The 18,519-nt window shown below is 44.1% G+C and carries 24 protein-coding genes; 8 read left to right on the forward strand and 16 right to left on the reverse strand.

Translation table 11 applies throughout. The features are described 5' to 3' along the window. Positions 1-310 precede the first annotated feature (310 nt). The 4 genes from P2A85_RS09845 to P2A85_RS09860 all read left to right on the forward strand — a co-directional run bounded on the left by P2A85_RS09845 (position 311) and on the right by P2A85_RS09860 (position 9,242). Positions 311-7,768: a S8 family serine peptidase gene (locus P2A85_RS09845; RefSeq protein WP_377479179.1), complete on the forward strand. Its 7,458-nt coding sequence runs from the start codon at positions 311-313 to the stop codon at positions 7,766-7,768. A 282-nt stretch (positions 7,769-8,050) separates the two neighbouring features. Further along, a complete protein-coding gene (locus P2A85_RS09850) occupies positions 8,051-8,374 on the forward strand; it encodes a hypothetical protein (protein WP_377479182.1) in 324 nt (107 codons plus the stop codon). A gap of 61 nt (positions 8,375-8,435) precedes the next feature. Next, positions 8,436-8,843, forward strand: a complete 408-nt coding sequence (locus tag P2A85_RS09855) for a hypothetical protein (RefSeq protein ID WP_373537907.1) — start codon at positions 8,436-8,438, stop codon at positions 8,841-8,843. Positions 8,844-8,864: 21 nt separating this feature from the next. Next, positions 8,865-9,242 (forward strand): hypothetical protein, encoded by a 378-nt coding sequence (locus tag P2A85_RS09860; protein WP_333270974.1) that lies wholly within the window; start codon positions 8,865-8,867, stop codon positions 9,240-9,242. Positions 9,243-9,410: 168 nt separating this feature from the next. On the opposite strand, the gene P2A85_RS09865 is transcribed toward P2A85_RS09860, so the two are convergent. The 11 genes from P2A85_RS09865 to P2A85_RS09915 all read right to left on the reverse strand — a co-directional run bounded on the left by P2A85_RS09865 (position 9,411) and on the right by P2A85_RS09915 (position 14,214). Beyond that, positions 9,411-9,638 carry an endonuclease domain-containing protein gene (locus tag P2A85_RS09865; protein WP_377479188.1) on the reverse strand — a complete coding sequence of 76 codons (228 nt, stop codon included), beginning with the start codon at positions 9,636-9,638 and terminating at the stop codon, positions 9,411-9,413. Positions 9,639-9,658: 20 nt separating this feature from the next. Further along, positions 9,659-9,877, reverse strand: coding sequence for a type II toxin-antitoxin system HicB family antitoxin (locus tag P2A85_RS09870; RefSeq protein WP_096829193.1), 219 nt, complete (start codon positions 9,875-9,877; stop codon positions 9,659-9,661). Beyond that, positions 9,874-10,095, reverse strand: a complete 222-nt coding sequence (locus P2A85_RS09875) for a type II toxin-antitoxin system HicA family toxin (protein ID WP_377479192.1) — start codon at positions 10,093-10,095, stop codon at positions 9,874-9,876. The genes P2A85_RS09870 and P2A85_RS09875 overlap by 4 nt, the downstream gene beginning before the upstream one ends. Positions 10,096-10,386: 291 nt before the next feature. Further along, positions 10,387-10,740, reverse strand: a complete 354-nt coding sequence (locus P2A85_RS09880; RefSeq protein ID WP_377479196.1) for a type II toxin-antitoxin system PemK/MazF family toxin — start codon at positions 10,738-10,740, stop codon at positions 10,387-10,389. Beyond that, the gene (locus P2A85_RS09885) at positions 10,740-11,027 is read right to left on the reverse strand and encodes a hypothetical protein (protein ID WP_377479199.1); all 288 of its coding nucleotides are present in this window, start codon (positions 11,025-11,027) and stop codon (positions 10,740-10,742) included. Before P2A85_RS09885 ends, P2A85_RS09880 begins: the two co-directional genes overlap by 1 nt. Positions 11,028-11,180: 153 nt before the next feature. Further along, positions 11,181-11,561 carry an endonuclease domain-containing protein gene (locus tag P2A85_RS09890; protein ID WP_377479202.1) on the reverse strand — a complete coding sequence of 127 codons (381 nt, stop codon included), beginning with the start codon at positions 11,559-11,561 and terminating at the stop codon, positions 11,181-11,183. A gap of 527 nt (positions 11,562-12,088) precedes the next feature. Then, positions 12,089-12,472 (reverse strand): endonuclease domain-containing protein, encoded by a 384-nt coding sequence (locus P2A85_RS09895; RefSeq protein WP_377479204.1) that lies wholly within the window; start codon positions 12,470-12,472, stop codon positions 12,089-12,091. Positions 12,473-12,878: 406 nt separating this feature from the next. Beyond that, complete coding sequence (locus P2A85_RS09900; protein ID WP_377479207.1) at positions 12,879-13,214, reverse strand: XisI protein; 336 nt, start codon at positions 13,212-13,214, stop codon at positions 12,879-12,881. Continuing rightward, positions 13,202-13,618: an element excision factor XisH family protein gene (locus tag P2A85_RS09905; protein WP_377479210.1), complete on the reverse strand. Its 417-nt coding sequence runs from the start codon at positions 13,616-13,618 to the stop codon at positions 13,202-13,204. The genes P2A85_RS09900 and P2A85_RS09905 overlap by 13 nt, the downstream gene beginning before the upstream one ends. A gap of 26 nt (positions 13,619-13,644) precedes the next feature. After that, entirely contained in the window at positions 13,645-13,776 is a 132-nt protein-coding gene (locus P2A85_RS09910; RefSeq protein ID WP_377479213.1) for a hypothetical protein, read from the reverse strand. Between the two features lie 57 nt (positions 13,777-13,833). Continuing rightward, a complete protein-coding gene (locus P2A85_RS09915) occupies positions 13,834-14,214 on the reverse strand; it encodes an endonuclease domain-containing protein (RefSeq protein ID WP_377479215.1) in 381 nt (126 codons plus the stop codon). A 367-nt stretch (positions 14,215-14,581) separates the two neighbouring features. On the opposite strand from P2A85_RS09915, the gene tumA reads away from it, so the two are divergent. Beyond that, a complete protein-coding gene (tumA, locus tag P2A85_RS09920) occupies positions 14,582-14,812 on the forward strand; it encodes an antitoxin TumA (protein WP_193976723.1) in 231 nt (76 codons plus the stop codon). Beyond that, a complete protein-coding gene (tumE, locus tag P2A85_RS09925) occupies positions 14,802-15,185 on the forward strand; it encodes a toxin TumE (RefSeq protein ID WP_377479218.1) in 384 nt (127 codons plus the stop codon). The genes tumA and tumE overlap by 11 nt, the downstream gene beginning before the upstream one ends. A gap of 157 nt (positions 15,186-15,342) precedes the next feature. On the opposite strand, the gene P2A85_RS09930 is transcribed toward tumE, so the two are convergent. From P2A85_RS09930 to P2A85_RS09940, 3 genes are all read right to left on the reverse strand, one after another. Beyond that, on the reverse strand, positions 15,343-15,633 hold the full coding sequence (locus P2A85_RS09930; RefSeq protein ID WP_377479221.1) for an endonuclease domain-containing protein: 291 nt from the start codon (positions 15,631-15,633) through the stop codon (positions 15,343-15,345). Positions 15,634-15,993: 360 nt separating this feature from the next. After that, on the reverse strand, positions 15,994-16,326 hold the full coding sequence (locus P2A85_RS09935; RefSeq protein WP_377479224.1) for a type II toxin-antitoxin system PemK/MazF family toxin: 333 nt from the start codon (positions 16,324-16,326) through the stop codon (positions 15,994-15,996). After that, positions 16,311-16,505, reverse strand: a complete 195-nt coding sequence (locus P2A85_RS09940; RefSeq protein WP_340526093.1) for a hypothetical protein — start codon at positions 16,503-16,505, stop codon at positions 16,311-16,313. The genes P2A85_RS09935 and P2A85_RS09940 overlap by 16 nt, the downstream gene beginning before the upstream one ends. A gap of 454 nt (positions 16,506-16,959) precedes the next feature. Between P2A85_RS09940 and P2A85_RS09945 the strand changes: the two genes are divergently transcribed. Beyond that, complete coding sequence (locus tag P2A85_RS09945; protein ID WP_293330773.1) at positions 16,960-17,169, forward strand: hypothetical protein; 210 nt, start codon at positions 16,960-16,962, stop codon at positions 17,167-17,169. 3 nt (positions 17,170-17,172) lie between these two features. Here the strand turns inward: P2A85_RS09945 and P2A85_RS09950 are convergent, their stop codons facing one another. Further along, positions 17,173-17,301, reverse strand: coding sequence for a hypothetical protein (locus P2A85_RS09950; protein WP_377479228.1), 129 nt, complete (start codon positions 17,299-17,301; stop codon positions 17,173-17,175). Between the two features lie 219 nt (positions 17,302-17,520). Next, positions 17,521-17,775, reverse strand: coding sequence for a type II toxin-antitoxin system ParD family antitoxin (locus tag P2A85_RS09955; protein WP_377479230.1), 255 nt, complete (start codon positions 17,773-17,775; stop codon positions 17,521-17,523). Positions 17,776-18,055: 280 nt separating this feature from the next. Between P2A85_RS09955 and P2A85_RS09960 the strand changes: the two genes are divergently transcribed. Continuing rightward, entirely contained in the window at positions 18,056-18,175 is a 120-nt protein-coding gene (locus tag P2A85_RS09960; protein ID WP_377479233.1) for a PEP-CTERM sorting domain-containing protein, read from the forward strand. Positions 18,176-18,519 lie beyond the last annotated feature (344 nt).

Below are 18,519 nucleotides of genomic sequence, written 5' to 3' on the forward strand. Positions count from 1 at the left end.
CGCAGTGTACAGACTCCGCCAAAAACCCGGTTTCTTCGGGTAAATGCGTAAGTCTGTTTCTGCAAAACCCAAGCGCAACTAAGATTTGTGGCATTTACATAACAAATTTGGGCGAGCAAGATGCGCACCCCACAATAGTTTTCCGCAAAATCACCACTTCTGTTAACTGATGTAGATGGCACGGGAAGGGCGATCGGGCAGCCCAAATATAAAGTTATGTAACAATACCCCAGAATCTGCATAAAAAGCTCAAGTCGATCCAGATATACATTTGAAGACATTTTGAAGCAACTACTTTTCAGGGGTACAAATGGCTGAACTTAACATCGGGGCATTGACTGGGAGCAAAACCTACACAGGTACTGTTGGCACTACAAATATCGACAACCTGTACAAATTTAACATCAGCAGTCCGGGAAGCTTTCAATTTTCCCTCAACGATTTGAGTGGGAATGCCGACATATTCCTACTAAATAAAGCCGGCGCAATCATCAAGAGTTCTTCCAACGGCGAAAAAAATGCCGAAACAATTAGCGCAGAAGGCTTATCAGCAGGGGAATATACCATCCGAGTTTTGCAAATCAGTGGCGACATCAAATACACGCTGAATTTAGCACAAGTAAACTCTCCCAAAACAGCAAATACCGATACCCTCACAGGTGCAAAATTAGAGACAGCATCTACTTCCACTACCGCAATTTTACCAGTTGGCAGCACTTCGGAAAAAGCAACTGCCACCAAAGACACCATCACAGGAAGTGTGGTTGAGGAAAAGGCGATCGCACCAGCCGACAAAGTAGCAACTACCGAAAAACCTGCCACAACTAATCCAGCCACAACATCTGCGGTTGCCACTGCATCAACAACTACCGAAAAATCGGTTGCAACTACTTCGGAAACAGCAGCTACCGACAAACCAGTTACAACCACTTCCCAAACAACAACATCAACAACCACCGACAAACCAGTTACAACCACTTCTCAAACCACAACCGACAAACCTGCAACTACTCTCGCAGTAACAGAATCTGCGGTTGCAACAACATCAACAACTACCGAAAAACCTGTTCCCACAGCATCTGAAACAACAACAAAATCAACAACTACCGACAAATTAGTTACAACCACTTCTCAAACAACAACTGACAAACCAGTCACAAATACTTCCCAAACGACAACGACATCAACAACCACCGACAAACCAGTTACAACCACTTCTCAAACAACAACCGACAAACCTGCAAACACTCTCGCAGTAACAGAATCTGCGGTTGCAACAACATCAACAACTACCGAAAAACCTGTTCCCACAGCATCTGAAACAACAACAAAATCAACAACTACCGACAAATTAGTTACAACCACTTCTCAAACAACAACTGACAAACCAGTCACAAATACTTCCCAAACGACAACGACATCAACAACCACCGACAAACCAGTTACAACCACTTCTCAAACCACAACCGACAAACCTGCAACTACTCTCGCAGTAACAGAATCTGCGGTTTCCACCACATCAACAACTACCGAAAAACCTGTTCCCACAGCCTCTGAAACAACAAAAACATCAACAACTACCGACAAATTAGTTACAACCACTTCTCAAACAACAACTGACAAACCAGTCACCAATACTTCCCAAACGACAACGACATCAATAACCACCGACAAACCAGTTACAACCACTTCTCAAACCACAACTGACAAACCTGCAACTACTCTCGCAGTAACAGAATCTGCGGTTTCCACCACATCAACAACTACCGAAAAATTAGTTACAACCACTTCTCAAACAACAACTGACAAACCAGCCACAACTCCTCCAGCCACAGAATCTGCGGTTGCAACAACATCAACAACTACTGACAAACCGGTTGCGATCGCCTCTCAAACAACAACTGCGGCAACAACTGTCCCCGCAACAACAACCGCTGCTGCAACAACTGCTGTCACAAAAGATCCAATTACAGGCGAAACAGTTGCCACTCAAGAAACCAAAACAGGCACTCCTTTAACAGAAGATAAACCTGTTGTAGCCTCTCTCGATGCCAGCAAGCCAGTGGAAAAACCAAATACTGCCACCAGCAACGGCGAAGAAACAAAGAAAGAGACTGCGAATACTGCCATAGCAACAACTGAAACCAAAAAAGAACCTGAACCAACTACGGATAAAAAGTTAATTGCTCCCTTTACATCGGGCGTATTTACTACGGATACAAGTGGTCAAATTCGTGTAGACTACACCTTTGATGGTGGGATGTTCCAAGGTGAGTTAGCTTTTTTCAGTTTGGACGGATTAGAGAAATTTGAACCAGGTTCAGAAGCATTCATCAAAGAAGTAGCTGCACGTTCTTTAAGTAACTCTGTGAAAGGTCATGTAGTGATTAATGATGTTACAGAAGGTGCGCGGTTTTCTGGTGTGTTAGGAGAGAGTAATGCTAATGAAGGAGCCTACTTAGGAGTCAAGAGTTTTGCGGTAACTGCTGGGGGTAAATATGGGGTGATGTTGGTTCCCAATGGTAGTGTAAAGTCTGTGTTTGATAATCCGACTGTTGGGGGCGATCGACGTCCTTTGTTTTCAATGGCAATGGCGAATCCTGTGGCGGGATTTCACTTTGGTCAAATTGCGGATGTCACGGGAGAAGGCAATACCTTTGTGATGGAGGATATGCGGTTAGATGCAGGGAGTGATAAAGATTACAACGATATCATTTTCCAAGTGCGGGGTGCGACGGCAAAAGCAGCTTTGTTGGATACTTCGATTAACCCGGATAAAGATTGGCGGAAAACAGATTTAGGCAAGGCAATTATTGCTTATGCTAAACCTTATGTTACGCCGGAACCCAAACCAAAGGTAGATGCTGAAGTATCGGATTTGCTTGATGATTTGGAAAAGGAAATTCTGAAGCCATCTCCTTCTGATAAAGAGACTCCAAAAACTTCAGTACCTGTAGTAAATACCACCACAAATACTACTGATGCAACCAAGGTTGTACCAACGGACAAGGTAGATGCCAAGCCTACTACTCCAGCGGTGACGACTGAGGAAAAAGTCAAAAATATTGCGAATAATTCTGGTAATTCGACTCAGGTTGATACTACCGACAAGGTAGATGCCAAGCCTACTACTCCAGCGGTGACGACTGAGGAAAAAGTCAAAAATATTGCGAATAATTCTGGTAATTCGACTCAGGTTGACACTACCGACAAGGTAGATGCCAAGCCTACTACTCCAGCGGTGACGACTGAGGTAAAAGACAAAGTTACTGAAGCACCAGCGATGCCAACTTTGCCAGCTAAATCTACTACTGAGACGGAAGTTGCTGCAACGATACCAACTAATAAAGTAGAAACAAAACCGGAAGTTTTGCCAGCGGAAAATCTGACAAAAGTAGAGACTAAATCCGAAGTTTTGCCAGCGGAAAGTCTGACAAAAGTAGAGACTAAACCCGAAGTTTTGCCAGCGGAAAGTCTGACAAAAGTAGAGACTAAATCCGAAGTTTTGCCAGCGGAAAGTCTGACAAAAGTAGAGACTAAATCCGAAGTTTTGCCAGCGGAAAGTCTGACAAAAGTAGAGACTAAACCCGAAGTTTTGCCAGCGGAAAGTCTGACAAAAGTAGAGACTAAACCCGAAGTTTTGCCAGCGGAAAGTCTGACAAAAGTAGAGACTAAACCCGAAGTTTTGCCAGCGGAAAGTCTGACAAAAGTAGAGACTAAACCCGAAGTTTTGCCAGCGGAAAGTCAGGCTAAGGTAGAAACAAAGCCGTCAGTTTTGCCAGCGGAAAGTCTGACAAAGGTAGAAACAAAACCGTCAGTTTTACCAGCGGAAAGTCTGACAAAGGTAGAAACAAAGCCATCAGTTTTGCCAGCGGAAAGTCTGACAAAGGTAGAAACAAAGCCGGCTTTAGTAACTGAGGTAGAGAAAACTGAAACTCCTCAAGTTGTTGTAGCCGCAAATCCTGTAGAGTCGGTGAAGGAAAGTCAGCCAACAGTGGCGGTTGAGAGTAAAGAAACTCCAGCGGTTGTGCCGCCGACAGCAGCGGAGATTATGCCAGTTGTAGGTACGAATACTGCTGTAGACTTGCGGAACAAGGAGATAGTTACTCAGACTGAGACTGCTGGTGTTAATGATGCTGCACCAAAAGAGTTATTGCCAATTTCTCCAACTGTTGCAAAACCAACTGAGGATACTTCGACTGCTGCGGTGACTGAACCGGTTAAGCAGGAAGTAGCACAAAACAAGAATGATGTCAATGCTGATTGGATTGCGCGATTGGATAGCATTAAACAGCGTTTGAGTAATTTGGGTGGTGCTGATGTTGTTGCCGAAAATGCGATCGATCGCAGTTTGATTGCTCGTTTGGAAACCATGACTGAGAAGTTGAGGGAGCAAACTGGATCGACTCCTATTTCGGATAATACAGCGGCGTTGATTTCGCGGCTGGAAGATATGGTTGTGCAAGTCGCACCTAAACCAGTCGAACCTATTCAGCCAGTACAGTTGGAGTTTCCTGTAGCAAATCAGCCGTTAGTTGGTGTAATTGATACGGGTTTCAGCGGTAATAATCCTGATATTGACTATTCACGGATTATTTTAGGGCGCGATCGCGTTTCTAATGATGCTAACCCTTTACTGGCGACAGGTGAAGGTAGCGAACACGGTACGCACATTTTAGGCATTATTGGCGCAACTCAAAACAATGGTGTGGGTATTGATGGGGTGAACGATAAAGCGCCTTTGTGGGTGGGGCGTGCGATCGGCTCTGGACAGTGGGCGGAATCTTTGGTTGAATTTGTTAATGCTGCGATCGAGTCGAATCAACCGAATGCTGTTGTCAACCTGAGTTTAGATTTAACTCAAATCAATCCAGATGGTAGCGTTACAACTCGCTATGAATTTACGCCGGAGGAAAGAAGTGCGATCGAATATGCGCGTCAGCATAACGTATTGCTGGTAGTTGCGGCTGGTAACGATGGCGGTGTGATGTCTGTTTTGGGTCAAGCTTCGCAGGAATTTGACAACATTATTACTGTCGGTGCGGCGGAACGAATTAATGATGAAATTGCCCTTTCTAAAGCTTACGATCGATCGGACTATTCCAGTTACGGTCGCGGATTGGATATCATGGCCGACGGGGGGACAGTGGAAAATCCAGTGTTGTCCACTACTGGCGATGGCGTAGGTGCGATGGCGGGGACTTCGGTGGCGACTGCGAAGGTAACGGGTGCTGTTTCGCAAGTTTGGGCGGCGAATCCTGAGTTAAGTTATCGACAAGTGATTGATATTCTCAAGTCTACGGCGACTGATTTGAAGGAGCCTAATTGGGATAATGAAACGGGTGGTGGATTGCTCAATTTGGAATCTGCTGTAGCTTTGGCTCTAGCTACAATACCGCAAGAGTATGATGTGGCAGCTACCATTGTTCCTGATACTTGGAGTGGTGAAGGGAAGGTAACGCCCACAGAGCGTGCCAGCCAGACAACAGAAAGCTTCAAGTTGCGTGTTTGGCCTTCGGATGGGGTGAATCTGCGGAACAGTCCGAACTCTAATGATCGCAGCCCGGTTTCTCTTCCCCAGAACACTTGGCTTAACTTTGACGCTTGGACTTGGGGCAGTGTAAATATCGATCCAGCAAACGGAAAACAGGATGCTTTGTATTACCGGACTTGGTACAACGGTAAAGCTTACTGGGTTCCCAGTATTTGGATTGATGGTTATCCGCCTAGCCGTCCATCACTATTGCCACCGGCACAACCGCAACCGCAACCACAGCCACAACCGCAACCACAGCCACAACCGCAACCGCAACCACAACCTCAGCCTTCGGGTCGCCCATATACTATAAAAGCTGGAGATACTCTTTCTGCAATTGCTCTACGGGAACTGGGGGATGCCAATCGTTGGCGGGAAATCAAAAAATCTGATGGCAGTGCATTTACTGATGCCGAAGCTCGGACTATCCAAATCGGTCAGGTGGTATATCTACCAGGCAGTAGTAGCACTCAACCACAACCGCAACCGCAACCGCAACCGCAACCACAGCCACAACCTCAGCCACAACCGCAACCCATTCCCAATGTTCCCATTAACTCCAACTCACCGAATTATCGGAGTGGCCCAGTTAATCCCTTTGCTTACAACTGGCAGGGGCAATGCACCTGGTATGCTTACGGGCGGATGCTGGAAACTGGCTTGCTACCCGCAGCTATCAAGAATAATGCTTTGTTTCGGGGCAATGCTGAAGCGTGGAAGAATGACGCTTTGAAGGTAGGTTTGCCCGTTACTTCTACACCAACTGCTGGAGCGCGGGGTTTAGTGGTTTGGCCTCCTTATACTAAAGGAACTCGACAATGGGGTCACGTTGCCTTTTTGGAAGAGGTTTATCCCGATGGACGGGTTCAGATTACTGAGGCAAATTCGCCGACAGGTAGTGGGATTAAGAAACGAATTCTGACTCCAGCGGAATATGCTGGATTGTCTTTTGTCCAACTGGAAAATGCGCGCACTAATTCCTATAACGCGCCTCCGGCAAAGCCCGGCCAGCAACGGCAGTATATTGTGCGTTCTGGTGATACTTTGTCAGGCATTGCACAACGCGAACTGGGGAATGCTAACCGCTGGGGTGAGATTGTGAAAACTCCGACTGGTGGGACTTTTACTGCGGCAGAAGCGCAACAGTTACAGGTGGGACGGTCGGTTTATCTGCCAGTGAGTTCTCAAACTGGGACAGGGACTCCGGTAACACTAGCGTCAAATCAGACAGGTAAAGTTAGTTCTCCAGTAGGATATGTCAATGTCCGTCCATCAGCATCTACGGCCCAAGCTGCTACTACGACACTGAATAACGGAACTACTGTACAAGTGGTGAAGAAGGTGACTGGTAGTTCTTACGATAACGGTCGTACAGACTGGTATGAAGTCATAGTCAATGGCAAAACAGCCTACATTGCTGGTGCTTATTTATCAGTAGGCAATGCGACACCGACACCAACACCAACACCAACACCAACTCCAACACCGACTCAGACAGGTAAAGTTAGTTCTCCAGTCGGATATGTAAATGTCCGTCCATCAGCATCTACAGCCCAAGCTGCTACTACGACACTGAATAACGGAACTACTGTACAAGTGGTGAAGAAGGTGACTGGTAGTTCTTACGATAACGGTCGTACAGACTGGTATGAAGTCATCGTCAATGGCAAAACAGCCTACATTGCTGGTGCTTACTTATCAGTAGGCAATGTGACACCGACACCGACACCAACTCCAACTCCAATCGGCAATGGACAACGTATCACAGATGCAGTGAATAAAGTCAATCCCGATCAGTGGTACTACCAGAAACGCAACGGATTGACTTTTTGTAACTGGTTTGCTGCTGACGTTTTAGATTGTTTGGGAGTACCAATTCCCCGCTATGACGCTAGTGCCTCATTCTATGACAAACCTCATCCAATCTATGTCAACAACCCCCCTATGAAACCTAAAAGTGCAGAGGATCTCGACACCTTTTTCAACAATGGTGGTGGGGGCAAGTGGCAGAAAGTAAGCGCTGCTGATGCAGCAGCTAAAGCTAACAATGGTCAAGCTGTTGTTGCTTGTGGTAGCGGTCACATTGCTATTGTGATTCCGGGAAGTTCTGCTTCAAATATTCGGACTGCCCAAGCTGGGTTGGACAACTGGAAAAACAAGAATGTAAATGGGGATGATGGTAAGCATGGATTTGGAGGTAAGCCTTTTAACTACTTTGCTTATTTAGGTTAATATGCCTGAATAATAGTAGGCTGCACTTTCTAACTTGTGAATCTTGCCCAAACAAAAGAAACCGGGTTTTTAAATAACCTTTCCCTCTTAACGGATATCTTATGCAAAAACCCGGTTTCTCGCTCCACGCGATCGCCCTTTACCCAAACAAAAGAAACCGGGTTTTTTAGATAACCTTTGCCTATACACCGATATCTTGTGCAAAAACCCGGTTTCTGAACCCCCAAGCGGTCAGTTAAATATGCCATATTTAAGATACAGTAACTCGGAGGCTCGATCGCAATGTACGCAACTTCCGACAAATCAATGGGTAAAGTTTTAACAACACTGACCGTTACCAATCGTGCATACCAGTCTGCTGCTGCACGAGGATTCATTCCAACTGAGCAAATACGTTCCATCACGCTAGATAACGTTTTGGTAGACCAGGGTGCAACTACATTATGCTTGCCAGAGGGGGCGATCGCCATTCCATCGAAAACTCAACAGCAAATCGCGATCGGCCTTTCTTTCTCTTTCTCAACTAAGGGCGATCGCTCTTTTGGAATTAGTCAAAAAGTGCGATCGCCTTTTTGGGGCTGTGAGTGCGATCGTGCTGTAGGATGAAAAAACTGCCAAAATGATATAATCCTACAATTCCCAAAATCTATATTTTAAAAATCAGCCATTGACACAATCCGATCGACCCACCGACGCAAAAACACCCTGCATCATTAACGATCGCAAGCTCGATTACTTATTCAATGTCAACATAAAGCCAGACGCTCATAACTCAAAAAGAGCGGTACAAAATAGACAACAACTAAATCGCTTGGGATTTGATGACGATTCAGAATCTCGTCAATTTATTCAAACTCATCTAGAACAAGCAGTCCAAGAAGAAAGTAATATTGTTGAGCGATTTATTAATATTTATACAAACCACACTACAGGAGAAGAGGCTACAATAGATACAGAGCTTAGAGATTCACTGTTGCCAGGGAGAACCGGAAAATTCGCCCAAGTCCAAAGTTCATGGGAAGTCTTGCCCGATGGAACTCGCCGCTTTCTCAGTGCTATAATCTATGGAAAATAACTCAATATCTTAGGTAAGAAAATGGCAAAAATCAATTTACATGATGGATTTGATGAACTAGCTTTTCTAGAATTATTTTGTGAAGAACCAAAAGATTCCCAACCCTCCGATGGCTATTGGTGTTATGAAGTGACAGATTCATTAGGTGTCACCCTCAAATTTGGAATGAATATCATTCAAAAATCAGTTCAAATTGAATTAAAGATAGCCGATGCTACTGTAGGTATTATGTGTTTTGAACTCGTGAACTTTATTGAAATTAATGATTATATTAACGGTAAATTAGAATTTTTAGTTGCCCCCAAAAATGAAGAATTCAAAACTTTAGTTCAAGTTGAACTGCGACCGAGAATTAAAGTTGATTGTTCAACTCTGAGCCTTTGCCCGATGGCTGCTTAGCCTTGATAAACTACAAGGTCGTGAAGCGGAGCTATCCCGTAGGGAATCGCCCTTTTGGAATAAGTCAAAAAGTGCGATGCTTGGAATTAGCGAACAATCTATCCTCCTTCATGTCCCCCCCTTCTTAAGGGGGGTTAGGGGGGATCAGGCCTCAAAAATCACCCTCAATCAAACCCAACAACTCCCCACAAACCCATCAAAACTCTGCAACACCTCAACATTCGTAAACCTGACAACCTTCAATCCATACCCCTCTAAAATCGCAGTTCTTTCTGCATCATATAGTTTCCCTTCTTCCGTAAAATGACTCTCCCCATCAATCTCAATTACTAACAGTAAAGCCGCACAATAAAAATCTACGATAAAATTGTCGATCGCCCTTTTGGAATAAGTCAAAAAGTGCGATCGACTTTTATTTAAGCTGCCACGATTGCGGGATTGGGAGGTACTAAACCTTCTTCTTGGCAATACTCAAGGTAGCTGGCGATCGCTTCTTTAGCATTGGCGATCGCTTCTTCATAAGTTTTGCCATAAGTAGAGGGCTGCATTGCCAATTTAGCAAACTCTGGCAGCGTTACCAAATACAATCCATCCTCTTGTGACCATTGAATTAATAAACTATAGGGGTAATTCATTCCTCTGACTCCTCTGCTGCTATTATTTCTAACTCTTGAATCGCTTGTTTTAACAATTTATCCAAATACAATGGTGTATCCTCGCCATCTTTGAAAGCAATGGTAATCAATAGTTGTAGTTGTGGATGCTTCCAGTTCTGATGGCTCCCCTTTCCCCGCCGCTGCGCGAACCCCAACGCAATCAATTCTGCTTTATAGTCCCGAATTTTCCGTGGCATATATGCTTTTACTTCATTTGCATAAATATTAACTGAATTTCTCCAAGTTATAATTTAGCATTGATACCGCATAAATGGGAATGGATAAATGCAAGATCCATGCTTGGCAATGTAAAGGTCAAGCGCGAAGCGTAGCGTCAGCCGTATCGCCATGCTTGGCAATGTCAGCCCGATCGCCCTTTTGGTTACGAATATTTTTGCAGGGAAGCGCGATCGCCCTTCATCTATACCAGATGCCAAAAGTGCGAGATCCCTTTTGGAATAAGTCAAAAAGTGCGATCGCTCTTTATATTATTCTACATTCTCAAATTCATCCATTTGCAATGTATACTGCAATGCTACCTGTAATCTTGATACATAATCTGCTGAAAGAGTGCCCAATTTTTTGATTAATCGCTCTCTATCTACCGCTACTATTTGATAGCAAAGCGCCACTGAATCCTGTGTTAAACCACCTTCACCAGTCGGTAAAATAATTGTCCCTGGTATTTTAGCACGCCGCAGATTACTTGTTACCGGAATTACTACTACTGTTGTAGTAAAGCGGTCTAATGTATCTCGCTGTACAATAATGACTGGTCTAATTCCTGCTTGTTCTGACCCTCTAGAAGGATTCAAATCTGCCAAATAAATATCTCCTAGCATCAGATTTTATCCTGTTGCTGAAGTCGAGGCAGATAATCACTTAAGGCGACTTCTGCAAAAGCTAAATCCTCGGTGGCAAACTCAGCTTTTAGTACCGCAGCTTCTTCATCAGAAATGTCATCCCATTCTCGAAATAATTGCTTTTTTTTAGCCAATTTTTGATTTTGTTGAGTGGCTTGCTGTTTCTGGGCTAGATATTTCCCGATCGCGCGATCTAGTTCTTGTAACTCGAAAAATTCCAGCATTTCAAGCTGATTGACAATTTGGTTGAGGATTGCCTGTGACATAGGTTTTCACTTTTTGTGCTTGCCTAGCTTGTCTATTATACAACTATTAGCCTCCAGTTGAGTGCGATCGGCTCGATCGCATCCAGCCACCCATTCAACTCCCCTCCCTTCATGTCCCCCCCTTCTTAAGGGGGGCGCCAGGGTGATCTGGCCTCAAAAATCACCCTCAATCGAACCCAACAACTCCCCACAAACCCCCTCAAAACTCTGCAACACCTCAACATTCGTAAACCTGACAACCTTCAATCCATACCCCTCTAAAATCCCAGTTCTTTCTGCATCATATAGTTTCCCTTGTTCCGTAAAATGACTCTCGCCATCAATCTCAATTACTAACAGTAAAGCCGCACAATAAAAGTCTACAATAAAATTGTCGATGGGGCGCTGTCTCAGAACTCGAAAGGGGAATTTTCTGAGCAAATTCTGCCACAAATTTTTTTCGGATGGAGTTGGATTTTTTCGCAGTTGTTTGGCGATGGGGATGAGTTTTGGGTTGTATGGTAGGTGGAAGTTGGAGTCTTTTAATAAAGGCATGATTTTCCAGGTGCTCCTTATTAAGGGGGGACTGGATGTTGGTTTAAGTTTATGGTTGGGTTGTTTAGTCTTGGATTGATCCCCCCTAGCCCCCCTTAAGAAGGGGGGGACTGGATGTGCATTGAAATTGTCGGTTGAGTTGTTTAGTCTTGGATTGATCCCCCCTAACCCCCCTTAAGAAGGGGGGGACTGGATGTTGGTTTAAGTTTATGGTTGGGTCGTTTAGTCTTGGATTGATCCCCCCTAGCCCCCCTTAAGAAGGGGGGGACAAGATGTGCATTGAAATTGTCGGTTGGGTTGTTTAGTCTTGGATTGATCCCCCCTAGCCCCCCTTAAGAAGGGGGGGACTGGATGTGCATTGAAATTGTCGGTGATGGGGCGATATTTTTAGGGAATAGTTTCAGGATTAGTTGATCTCAAATGATGTTTACTTGACAACTAGGGATCTGGCCCCTTTTGGAATAAGTCGAAAAGTGCGATGCTTGGAATTAGCGACCAATCTCTCCTCCCCTCATGTCCCCCCCTTCTTAAGGGGGGTTAGGGGGGATCAAACCCAACAACTCCCCACAAACCCCCTCAAAACTCTGCAACACCTCAACATTCGTAAACCTGACAACCTTCAATCCATACCCCTGTAAAATCCCGGTTCTTTCTGCATCATATAGTTTCCCTTGTTCCGTAAAATGACTCTCGCCATCAATCTCAATTACTAACAGTAAAGCCGCACAATAAAAATCTACGATAAAATTGTCGATCGGGCGCTGTCTCAGAACTCGCAAAGGGAAATTTCTCAGAAAATTCTGCCACAGTTTTTTTTCGGATGGAGTTGGATTTTTCCGCAGTTGTTTGGCGATGGGGATGAGTTTTGGGTTGTATGGTAGGTGGAAGTTTGAGTCGTTTAGTTTTGGCATGATCGCGGTACGATCCCCCCTAACCCCCCTTAAGAAGGGGGGGACTGGATGTTAGTTGAAATTCTAGGTTGAGTTGCTTAGTCTTGGAATGATCCCCCCTAGCCCCCCTTAAGAAGGGGGGGACTGGATGTTCATTAAAATTGTGGGGGGAGGGGCGATATTTTTAGGGAATAGTTTCAGGATTAGTTGATCTCAAAAGATGTTTACTTGACAACTAGGGATCTGGCCCTTTTGGAATTAGTCAAAAAGGGCGATCGCCCTTTTGGTTACGAATATTTTTGCAGGAAAGAGCGATCGCCCTTCATCTATACCAGATGCCAAACCTGCGATCGCCCTTTTGAAATAAGTCCAAATGTGCGATCGCCCTTAATTCCTGTTTCTCAACTAAGGGCGATCGTCCTTTACCTCAAGCAATTGCAAAATCAGTCAACTTCCGGTCTTCATAATGGTAAAAAGCCAGCACAATATCTTTTTGAAAAACCCCTCTATCCAGCAAATCCTGAGTCACCCCCTCCTCAGTTTCATCTCGTTCTATCCAGAGTTTGCCCTCGAAAACTCGCAGATGCAGGATAGTGCTGTAAACTCGCCGATCGCCATTCCATCCAAAACTAACCAGCAAATAATGGTCGCGATCGATATCGTAAACTGCCGACATATCGCTCTGCCCTAAACTAGGTTTGTATCGGGCATATTCGTCGATTACTTCTCGCGCGATCGATCGATACTGAGTCAATTTTTCCATAGTACAATCTCCTCTAAGTCAGGATTGAAAACAATCAAAGGGAATTGTCGTTCTTTAACAAATTCCTGAATCGACGGACGCTGAAAAAAGTTTTCATAAGTGCGTTTCGGAATGGCAAGGTATAGAGTACGATCGGGCTCCAGCCGCGCCATAAAACTAGAATACAGATAGTATTGTCCAACGGCTCGTTCGAGATCGGTCACTGGGGAAGGACTGATAAATACCTTCACCTCAACAGCAATTTTTCGCTCACTCCTCTCGGCGGCAATTAATTTTTCGGCTCCTAGATCCGCGTAAACAGTCAAGTCTTCAAATCTAATAGTGAAAGGATCGTGAGTAATTGTCCAGCCGTCTTTAATGAGAGCAGCTTTAACGACATTATGGTAGATATCTAGACGTGGCATAAGCTAGCTCAAAACACCCCTATAATCTAGTATACACTGGTGCAATAGTGCAATACAAACTGAATATCTCGCCATCGCCCTTTATTTCGGAAGCGGAAATCAAAGGCGATCGCCCCTTTGGAATTAGTCAAAAAGTGCGATCGCATCCAGCCACCCATTCAACTCTCCTCCCTCATGTCCCCCCCTTCTTAAGGGGGGTTAGGGGGGATCTGGCCTCAAAAATCACCCTCAATCAAACCCAACAACTCCCCACAAACCCCCTCAAAACTCTGCAACACCTCAACATTCGTAAACCTGACAACCTTCAATCCATACCCCTGTAAAATCCCGGTTCTTTCTGCATCATATAGTTTCCCTTGTTCCGTAAAATGACTCTCCCCATCAATCTCAATTACTACCTGTAAAGCCGCACAATAAAAATCTACGATAAAATTGTCGATCGGGCGCTGTCTCAGAACTCTAAAAGGGAAATTTCTGAGAAAATTCTGCCACAGTTTTTTTTCTGATGGAGTTGGATTTTTCCGCAGTTGTTTGGCGATGGGGATGAGTTTTGGGTTGTATGGTAGGTGGAAGTTGGAGTCGTTTAGTTTTCGCATGATTCTGGTATGATCCCCCCTAACCCCCCTTAAGAAGGGGGGGACAAGATGTTAATGGAAATTTTGGGTTGGGTTGTTTAGTCTTGGAATGATCCCCCCTAACCCCCCTTAAGAAGGGGGGGACAGGATGTTCATTGAAATTGTCTGTGATGGGGCGATATTTAGGGGATAGTTTCAGGATTAGTTTATCTCAAATCATGTGTACTTGGCAACTAGGGCGAGCTCCCTTTTGGAATTAGTCGAAATGTGCGATCGCCCTTTCTGTTCTCATCAATCATCAAATAAATGCCATTACACAGATAGATTTGCTAAAATGTCAATACAAATATCAGTACCAAAATAAATCCATTGCACAGGAAAGAAGCCCATGCGTAAACAGACCATTCAATATACATCACCCTTAGATGCCTTAGTTGCCGTTGCCAAGCGACTCAGCTTGTATGAGAAGCAGCAAAAAATTGACTCAGAAGAATTTTTCAACCAATATAACCAGGGATTATTATCGGATGATGCCCTATTTATAGAATGGGCAAATGACTATCGACATTACCTGGTTTTGCATCAGGAACTAGCGCAACGACTGAATTATGCTGCCTAATATTTTATCTGATTACCTCGATCGAGTCGAGCAAGCCATTCAACAATGCAGCAATGTTTATGTCGAACGCTATGAGGAAGAAATTTTAACCCCAAAACGGGCTAATCTACGAATTCGATTACGTTTTAATCAAACATACCTGCTAGAAATCAATGAGGCGATCGTAGTTACAGATAATCAATTAGAATTTCTTGATTACCGCTATCACTTTCAGAATGAACAAAATCAACTTATTTTTCGCTATGACAGCACACCTCATTTTCCCGATCTACCTAACTTCCCCTATCACAAACACTTACCAGATGACGTAATTGCTTCTGATAAACCTGAAATAACTCAAGTTCTGAGAGAAGCAATTGAGGTACTGAGGTAAGAACAGCGATCGCCCTTTTAGAATTAGTCAAAACGTGCGATCGTCTCCCTCATGTCCCCCCCTTCTTAAGGGGGGTTAGGGGGGATCAAACCCAACAACTCCCCACAAACCCCATCAAAACTCTGCAACACATCAACATTCGTCAACCTGACAACCTTCAATCCATACCCTCTAAAATCCCGGTTCTTTCTGCATCATATAGTTTCCCTTGTTCCGTAAAATGAGTCTCCCCATCAATCTCAATTACTAACAGTAAAGCCGCACCATAAAAATCTACGATAAAATTGTCGATCGGGCGCTGTCTCAGAACTCGCAAAGGGAAATTTCTGAGAAAATTTTGCCACAGTTTTTTTTCGGATGGAGTTGGATTTTTACGCAGTTGTTTGGCGATGGGGATGAGTTTTGGGTTGTATGGTAGGTGGAAGTTTGAGTCTTTTAATAAAGGCATGATTTTCCTGGTGCTCCTTATTAAGGGGGGGACTGGATGTTGGTTGAAGTCGATGGTTGGGTTGTTTAGTCTTGGAATGATCCCCCCTAACCCCCCTTAGGAAGGGGGGGACAAGATGTGCATTGAAATTTTGGGGGGAGGGGCGATATTTTTAGGGAATAGTTTCAGGATTAGTTTATCTCACATCATGTTCACTTGACCACTAGGGATCTGGCCCTTTTGGAATAAGTCAAAAAGGGCGATCGCCTTTTTGGAATTAGTCAAAACGTGCGATCGCTCTTTTGGGCTGGAAAGGGCGATCGCACAACACAATCTAGTCAAACAGCATTTTAAGCAGAGGGAAGGCTTGAAAATAGAGAATTACTGCTGAATAATTTCAACAATCTTAGCGATCGCCTCGTTTAACTTCTCAGTTTTAAGCTGACCGGCTTTATAAAGTATAATTCCTCGATCGGCAGTAAACAACCTATTAGGTCTAATGTTGCTAATTTGATTTAGTCCGCCCTCGCTAAAATCACTACTGTCAAGGGTAATAGCATAGCGATCGGTGATATTTTGGCTAGTAATTTGACAAAGAATTAGATCGTCTCCTGCCAAAGTTGCTATTACTAGAGCCGGTCGGCGCTTGGCTTGTGTTAAATCTGAAAATGGGAATGGAACAACTACTACATCACCTTTTATAAATTCTGCCATGCTTCATCCTCTTCTAACTTTAACCAGTCTTTTTCCAAAGAAGATTCACTGAGCAGGCTTGCTTCTAACTTATCTTTATTGTATTTTGATTTGAGGAATTGCAGGAAATTCCAAACTTCTTCTAATATAAATTCTGGAATATTCTCTACTTCCTTAAGTAGTAATTCTTTAGCGTTCATTTAATTTACCTATAAAAACATACTAATTGAGGTTATCCGTAACTCCTATTTATTATAACATCTTTGAGATTAGCAGCTCATCGCCCAGATTCCTCTGCCTCCTCTGGCTAAACATCAGGAACTTTAGCCAACTATAGCAGGATCGCCTTGCTTGTAAGCGCAGATAAGCGATCGCCCTTTTGGAATAAGTCAAAAAGGGCGTGAAGCGTAGCTATCCCGTAGGGAATCGCTTTTTGCCTATTTTTGGCTATATGGAAAGGGCGATCGCTTTCGCGGTGGCCACAAAGCTTTACTTTGGGCATTCATTGAAGGATTGAAAGCCACAGACATCGCATCGCCTTTTACCAGCTAGATTTTACTCAATGGATTCAGCTATCATCAGAATTAGAAAGCCTCATCATTCAAGCTGTTAACCCACCCTATAACGTGAAAATTCCAGCGAGGGACTAATTCTATGCAAACTCAGCCTATTATCACCGAACATCTGTCACCGGAATTAGCGCAAATCTTTCTAGAAGGATTACCCAAAACCATTCGTGAAGCACTATCCCTGCGCGCTAAAACAATGAACTATCCAGTTTGGGCAGTAATTGAAATGGCGATCGCCGGCTATCTCGATGAAGAGGCTTTATCCTTTGTCGATTGCAAGCCTAAGATTGACTAACGATTATGCAAGGCGATTGCCAAACAACTGATATCGCGGACAGAATACTTTCTGAATTTTGCGATCGCTAATATTGATTCGCTTCCTCCACCATCTCCAGTGTAGCGCGATCGCCCTTTTGGAATAAGTCAAAAAGTGCGAGATCCCTTTATTCCTTTTTCTCAACCAAGGGATCTCGCTACCAATTAATTACTGTTAAACTTGTTACCTTTCCAAACTCTCGATCGGCCGTCACCAAACTTGCTGAATTACTGAAACTCCGATCCAATCAGCATCTTTAAGCAATTCAACCAGTTGAATATTCCCTATGACAGCAAAGCTACAATCGCCTTCGTATCCAACACATAGCGATTACCACTCATCCCGTAGATTCCTCTGCATTGTTACTGCATCTCCCCGCCAAGTTAATCGCCCTACCAAATCAGAAAAATCATAGCTTGGTGTCTGCTTCCCGTCAGACGAAACCGGATTCAAAACAACTAAAATTTCCAGTTCTTTTAGCAATTGTAACCCAGCCAGAATGACTTCAGAAGCTGATGAGTACCTACCGTTTTTGACTGTTGATTGAACAAACTGCTCTAGTTCAGGAGTTAAGGATATATTCATGATGTTGAGTCACCTATTTGAGTCAACTACTACCCCCATAATAACAAAAGTTATCAAATTTTGTTATTCAACATTTTTGTCTACTGGAAGATGGCGCGATCGCATTCAGCCACCCATTCAACTCCTCCCCTCATGTCCCCCCCTTAAGAAGGGGGGGACATGAGGGGGGATCTGCCTTCAAAAATCACCCTCGATCAAACCCAACAACTCCCCACAAACCCCATCAAAACTCTGCAACACCTCAACATTAGAATCTAATCGGGATATATTCTCTTTTAAGATGCGGGGGATTGATGGTGCTGAAGCTGTTCCCGAACCTTCAGAAATTGCTGGTATCGTAACTTCCGCTGCTTTTTTGGTTGGCGTGTTGCTGAAACGCAAATCTAAATTAGTCGGCTAATGTCGCGGGCATTATAGCTGTTGACAGTTGACAGTGGACTGGTATAGCAACCGCCAAGGTGGTTAAGGCATAACTTTGGGCTAAGGGCGAAGCATTCGGGCAGATAATTTATGGGTTTTACTCAAGGATTTTCCACCCGAATGCGAGAGCCCCTAGTGCGTGTTTTCTTGCCTGATCCATCAGATCCTGATCCCCCTCGCATCCCCCTTAAGAAGGGGGACTTTGAGCTTCTTTCTCCCCCCTTTTTAAGGGGGGTCGGGGGGGATCTCCGGGTTTGAAAACACGCCCTAGTGCCTTAATTGCATTTAATTAGGTGGACTTACTTAACAAATAACCAATAACCA

Origin of the sequence: Microcoleus anatoxicus, from assembly GCF_042465725.1 — a bacterium.
Taxonomy (GTDB): domain Bacteria; phylum Cyanobacteriota; class Cyanobacteriia; order Cyanobacteriales; family Microcoleaceae; genus Microcoleus; species Microcoleus anatoxicus.